At 71.6% G+C, this 6,224-nt stretch carries 4 protein-coding genes and 1 pseudogene; all 5 read left to right on the forward strand.

Translation table 11 applies throughout. The features are described 5' to 3' along the window. The first annotated feature begins 40 nt into the window (after positions 1-40). Positions 41-1,234 carry a sensor histidine kinase gene (locus tag CTZ28_RS41295; RefSeq protein WP_121894899.1) on the forward strand — a complete coding sequence of 398 codons (1,194 nt, stop codon included), beginning with the start codon at positions 41-43 and terminating at the stop codon, positions 1,232-1,234. Positions 1,235-1,406: 172 nt separating this feature from the next. Beyond that, positions 1,407-2,744: a sensor histidine kinase gene (locus tag CTZ28_RS41300; RefSeq protein ID WP_121894900.1), complete on the forward strand. Its 1,338-nt coding sequence runs from the start codon at positions 1,407-1,409 to the stop codon at positions 2,742-2,744. Positions 2,745-3,079: 335 nt separating this feature from the next. Next, positions 3,080-3,751 (forward strand): response regulator transcription factor, encoded by a 672-nt coding sequence (locus tag CTZ28_RS41305; protein ID WP_121894901.1) that lies wholly within the window; start codon positions 3,080-3,082, stop codon positions 3,749-3,751. A gap of 341 nt (positions 3,752-4,092) precedes the next feature. Beyond that, positions 4,093-6,021, forward strand: coding sequence for a 2-oxoacid:acceptor oxidoreductase subunit alpha (locus CTZ28_RS41310; protein WP_121894902.1), 1,929 nt, complete (start codon positions 4,093-4,095; stop codon positions 6,019-6,021). Then, positions 6,014-6,224, forward strand: a pseudogene (locus tag CTZ28_RS41315) (2-oxoacid:ferredoxin oxidoreductase subunit beta); the annotation flags it as partial. The gene CTZ28_RS41310 and the pseudogene CTZ28_RS41315, both read left to right, overlap by 8 nt.

Below are 6,224 nucleotides of genomic sequence, written 5' to 3' on the forward strand. Positions count from 1 at the left end.
CTCATGGCGCGGGAGCGCGGCGCACGGCACGCTGACCCGTATGACCGCTCGCATCCCTTCCGCCGAGGCGGCCCCGGCCGACGGTGACGACCGTCTGCCGCCGGCCCGCTTCGCCTTCGACACGCACACCTGGAAGGAGATCGCGCATCTCCTGGCGAACCTGCCGGTGTCGCTGCTCGGCTTCACCTACGCGACCGCGGCACTGGTCACCAGTGGCACGCTGACCGTCACCGTGATCGGCTTCCCGCTGCTCGCCGCCACGCTGCTCGGCGCGCGGGTGCTGGGAAGGCTGGAGCGGGGGCGGGCCCGGGCGCTGCTCGGGGTGCGGGTGGACGAGCCGAGCCCGCTGCCGCTCGGCAGGGGCGGCGGGCTGCTGCAGCGGATGTGGCTGGCGTTGAGGGACCCGGTGGGCTGGCGGACCCTGCTGTACGACTTCATCCGGCTGCCCTGGGGGATCTGCACCTTCGTCATCACGTTCACCTCGCTGTTCGTGCTGTGGCCTGTGCTGCCGTTCATCGCGCGGGGCCTGTCGAACGTGGACCGGGTGATGGTGCGCGGTCTGCTGTCGCCCTCCGACGAGCTGGAGCGCCGTATCGCCGAGCTGGAGTCCGACCGCGGGATCGTGGTGGACACCGCGGCGGCGGACCTGCGGCGGATCGAGCGGGATCTGCACGACGGGGCGCAGGCCCGGCTGGTCAATCTGGCGATGGGGCTCGGCCTGGCGAAGGAGAAGCTCCTGGAGGACCCCGACTCGGCGGCGGCGATGGTCGAGGAGGCGCACGGCGAGGTGAAGCTCGCCCTCCAGGAGCTGCGCGATCTGGCCCGGGGCATCCATCCCGCGGTCCTGACCGACCGTGGCCTGGACGCCGCGCTGTCCTCGGTGGCCTCCCGCTGCACCGTGCCGGTGAAGGTGACGGCCGACCTGGAGTCGAGACCGGCCGCGGCGATCGAGGGGATCGCCTACTTCACGGTCTCGGAGCTGCTGCAGAACATCAGCAAGCACAGCGGCGCACGGACCGCGTCCGTCGACGTCTGGCGGTCCGCGGACCGGCTGCTCATCCAGGTGCGGGACGACGGCCGGGGCGGGGCGCGGCTGGACGCCGGGAGCGGGATGCGCGGGCTTTCGGAGCGGCTCGGCGCGGTCGACGGGCTGTTCGTGGTCGACTCCCCGGCCGGCGGGCCGACGACGGTCACCGCCGAGCTGCCCTGGCGGGACCGGACGGAGACCTCCTGACCCGAGGGCTCCTGGTTCCAGACCTCCTGCCCCTGGCCGGAGATCCCCTGCCCCGGGGTGGGGAAAACCCCCCGTCCAAGAGGCCGACGGCCTCCATGGTCCGTGGACCTGCGGCGCGGCAGGGTGGGGGTACGGCAAGAGGGCCGCTGACGAGAAGAACGGGACGACGCCGATGGCCACGGAGTACGGACAGGGGTACGGGCACCGGTACGAGTACGACGGTGCGCGCCGGCACCGGCTGCCGGCCGCGCTGCGCGCGCCGTTCGAGGCGCGCAGCTGGCGCGAGTTCGGCTATGTGCTGCTGAGCCTGCCGATCGGCATCCTGATGTTCTCGTACGCGGTGACGATGGTGTCGCTCGGGGCGGGGCTGCTGGTGACGTTCCTCGGGATTCCGGTCCTGGCGGCGGCGCTGGCGGGGTGCCGCGGGCTGGGCGCGCTGGAGCGGATGCGGGCGCGGGGGCTGCTCGGTCTGGAGGTGGCCGAGCCGGAGCCGTTGCGGATGCGCAAGCCGGGCGCCATGGCCTGGACGGGCGCGGTCCTGAAGAGCGGCACGTCGTGGCGGCATCTGCTGTACACGCTGCTGCACTTCCCGTGGGCGGTGTTCTCCTTCGTGGTCGCGGTGACCTGCTGGGCGGTCGGCTGGTCGCTGGTGACGTATCCGCTGTGGTTCTGGGTGTTCCCGGTGTACGCGGGCCAGGGCGGCATCCAGCTGTACGGCGACGACCACCACCGGGTCTATCTCGACAACCCCTTCGAGATCACCGTCACGGCGCTGATCGGGCTGCTGTTCACGCTGGCCACGCCGTGGATCGTGCGGGCGCTGACGATGGTGGACCGGCTGCTGGTGCACGGGCTGCTCGGGCCGTCGCGGCTGTCGGCGCGGGTGGTGGAGCTGGAGTCGGACCGGGGTGTGGTGGTCGACACGGCGGCGGCGGATCTGCGGCGGATCGAGCGGGACCTGCACGACGGGGCGCAGGCCCGGCTGGTGGCGCTGGCCATGGACCTGGGACTGGCGAAGGAGAAGCTGACCGAGGACCCGCGGTCGGCGGCGCGGATGGTGGAGGAGGCGCACGGTGAGGTGAAGACGGCGCTCCAGGAGCTGCGCGACCTGGCCCGCGGTATCCATCCCGCCGTGCTGACCGACCGCGGCCTGGACGCCGCCCTCTCCGCGGTCGCCTCCCGCTGCACCGTGCCGGTGCAGGTCGAGGTGGACCTGCCGCGGCGTCCCGCGCCGGCGATCGAGGGGATCGCCTACTTCACGGTCTCGGAGCTGCTGCAGAACATCAGCAAGCACAGCGGCGCACGGACCGCGTCCGTCGACGTCTGGCGGTCCGCGGACCGGCTGATGCTGCAGGTGACGGACGACGGGGTGGGCGGGGCCGATGTGTCCGGGGGCTCGGGTCTGGCCGGGCTGACGGAGCGGCTGGACGCGGTGGACGGGATCCTGGTGGTGGACTCCCCGCCGGGCGGCCCGACCCGCGTGACGGCGGAACTCCCCTGGCGGGACTGACCCCCAGCGTCCCGGGCCCCGCGGATCTCGGCCGCCCCGTCCCATGCGGACCGGTCGGCCCCCAGATGCTCTCTCCATGACAAGCCCGCGGGCCGGACGCGGTGCGAACGGTCCGTCGCGGCGCGCGCGGCCGACCGCCGCCCGGGTGCAGCCGCTCCGCAGGCCGGGCGGAAGACCCCTCGCGGGCCCCGCGGAGCACCGGCAGGCAACCGGATCCGGCCTGCCGCGGTCCCCTGTTCCAGTGGCCCGGGCGCCATGCGGCGGGATTGCTGGAATGCTGGACCTCCGTACGGACGGGCACCGTCGGAGGTTCGGGCTTGGGGGGCCAAAAGATCATGGAGGACAGGGTGCGGGTGGTCATCGCCGAGGATTCGGTGCTGCTCAGAGAGGGCCTGACCCGGTTGCTGACCGACCGCGGGCACGAGGTGGTGGCCGGCGTCGGGGACGCCGAGGCGCTGATCAAGACCATCGCGGACCTGAACGCGCAGGGCGCGCTGCCGGACGTGGTGGTCGCGGACGTACGGATGCCGCCGACGCACACGGACGAGGGGGTGCGGGCCGCGGTACAGCTACGCAAGGCGCACCCGGACCTCGGGGTGCTGGTGCTGTCGCAGTACGTGGAGGAGCGGTACGCCACCGAGCTGCTGGCCGGTTCCAGCCGTGGCGTCGGATATCTGCTCAAGGACCGCGTCGCCGAGGTGCGGGAGTTCGTGGACGCGGTGGTGCGGGTGGCGCGGGGCGGTACGGCCCTGGACCCGGAGGTCGTCGCGCAGCTGCTCGGCCGCAGCCGCAAGCAGGACGTGCTCGCGGGGCTCACACCGCGGGAGCGTGAGGTCCTGGGGCTGATGGCCGAGGGGCGGACGAACTCCGCGATCGCCAAGCAGCTGGTGGTCAGCGACGGAGCGGTGGAGAAGCACGTCAGCAACATCTTCCTGAAGCTGGGCCTGTCGCAGAGCGAGGGGGACCATCGGCGCGTTCTGGCCGTTCTCACCTATCTGAACTCGTGAGGGCCCGTGGCTGAACCCGGGCGGGCCTGACACCTCGTGAGGCCTGACCGGGTGCCGGCGGCGGGCCGGCCGGTCGTGCCTCCCGGGATGCCGTGGCTCCCGGAATGCGGGATGGCCGTGGGCGAGAACGGGAAGTGAGAACCGGGGAACGAGCGGGCAGCGTCTTCGACAGAGCCTGGGGGGCGAGACATCGTGACACGTCAGGGCGACGGGCCGGATCGCAAGGCCATCCGTCATGCGAATGGCCCCGGGAAGGCGACCCTAAGCGACGTAGGGTTGATCCTGGGAAGGTCCGTGGGACGACCATGCCCGGACAGCAGCCTCGGAGGAGGTCCAGTTCAGTGACCAGCCAGGTCAGCAGCCCAGCGGAGCAGGCCGACGGAACTGTCGTAGGAGAGCAGCGCAGACCGGACGGTACGAAGGACGTCCGGCGTCTCGATCGGGTGGTCATCCGGTTCGCGGGCGATTCGGGTGATGGCATGCAGCTCACGGGGGACCGGTTCACATCGGAGACGGCGTCGTTCGGCAACGACCTGTCGACGCTGCCGAACTTCCCGGCGGAGATCCGGGCCCCCGCCGGCACCCTGCCGGGTGTCTCGTCGTTCCAGCTCCACTTCGCCGACCACGACATCCTCACGCCCGGCGACGCGCCGAACGTGCTCGTGGCGATGAACCCGGCGGCGCTGAAGGCGAACATCGGTGACCTTCCGCGCGGCGCGGAGATCATCGTCAACACGGACGAGTTCACCAAACGGGCGATGCAGAAGGTCGGCTACGCCACCAGCCCGCTGGAGGACGGCTCGCTGGCCGGCTACGGGCTGCACCCGGTGCCGCTGACCACGCTGACGGTGGAGGCGCTCAAGGACTTCGACCTCACCCGCAAGGAGGCCGAGCGCAGCAAGAACATGTTCGCGCTGGGCCTGCTGTCGTGGATGTACCACCGGCCGACCGAGGGCACGGAGAGGTTCCTGCGGAGCAAGTTCGCGAAGAAGCCGGAGATCGCCGAGGCGAACCTGACGGCGTTCCGCGCGGGCTGGAACTTCGGCGAGACCACGGAGGACTTCGCCGTCTCCTACGAGGTCGCCCCGGCCACGAAGGCCTTCCCGGTGGGCACCTACCGCAACATCTCCGGGAATCTGGCCCTGGCCTACGGCCTGGTCAGCGCCTCCCGCCAGGCGGACCTGCCGCTGTTCCTCGGCTCGTACCCGATCACCCCGGCCTCGGACATCCTGCACGAGCTGTCCAAGCACAAGAACTTCGGCGTGCGGACCTTCCAGGCCGAGGACGAGATCGCCGGCATCGGTGCCGCGCTCGGGGCGGCCTTCGGCGGCTCCCTGGCGGTGACGACGACGAGCGGCCCCGGTGTGGCCCTGAAGTCGGAGACCATCGGGCTGGCCGTCTCGCTGGAGCTGCCGCTGCTGGTGATCGACATCCAGCGCGGCGGGCCGTCGACCGGTCTGCCGACCAAGACCGAGCAGGCCGACCTGTTGCAGGCGATGTTCGGCCGCAACGGCGAGGCCCCGGTGCCGATCGTCGCGCCGCGCACGCCGGGCGACTGCTTCGACGCGGCCCTGGAGGCGGCCCGGATCGCGCTGACGTACCGCACGCCGGTGCTGCTGCTGTCCGACGGCTATCTGGCCAACGGCTCCGAGCCGTGGCGGATCCCCGCGCTGGAGGAGCTGCCGGATCTGCGCGTGCGGTTCGCGCAGGGCCCCAACCACACGCTCGACGACGGCACCGAGGTGTTCTGGCCCTACAAGCGCGACCCGCAGACCCTGGCCCGCCCGTGGGCCGTCCCGGGCACGCCGGGTCTTGAGCACCGCATCGGCGGCATCGAGAAGCAGGACGGGACGGGGAACATCTCCTACGACCCGGCCAACCACGACTTCATGGTCCGCACCCGCCAGGCGAAGATCGACGGCATCGAGGTGCCCGACATCGAGGTCGACGATCCCGACGGGGCGAGCCTGCTGGTGCTGGGCTGGGGTTCCACCTTCGGGCCCATCACGGCGGCGGTGCGTCGGCTGCGGGTCCAGGGGGTGCCGGTGGCACAGGCACATCTGCGCCATCTGAACCCGTTCCCGGGGAATCTCGGGGAGGTGCTGGGACGTTACGAGAAGGTGGTGGTCCCGGAGATGAACCTGGGTCAGCTCGCCCTGCTGATCCGGGCGAAGTATCTGGTCGACGCCCGCTCCTACAACCAGGTCAGCGGAATGCCGTTCAAGGCGGAGCAGCTCGCCGCGGCGCTGAAGGAGGCCATCGATGCCTGAGACGTCCACGAGCGGCACGGGCACGATCGAGGCGCTCTCGCTCGTGCCGAAGGCCGGGGCCCGGCAGACGATGAAGGACTTCAAGTCGGACCAGGAGGTGCGCTGGTGCCCGGGCTGCGGCGACTACGCGATCCTGGCGGCCGTGCAGGGCTTCATGCCCGAACTCGGCCTGGCCCGGGAGAACATCGTCTTCGTCTCCGGCA

The sequence above is a fragment of the Streptomyces shenzhenensis genome, assembly GCF_003688995.1.
GTDB classification, from domain to species: domain Bacteria; phylum Actinomycetota; class Actinomycetes; order Streptomycetales; family Streptomycetaceae; genus Streptomyces; species Streptomyces shenzhenensis_A.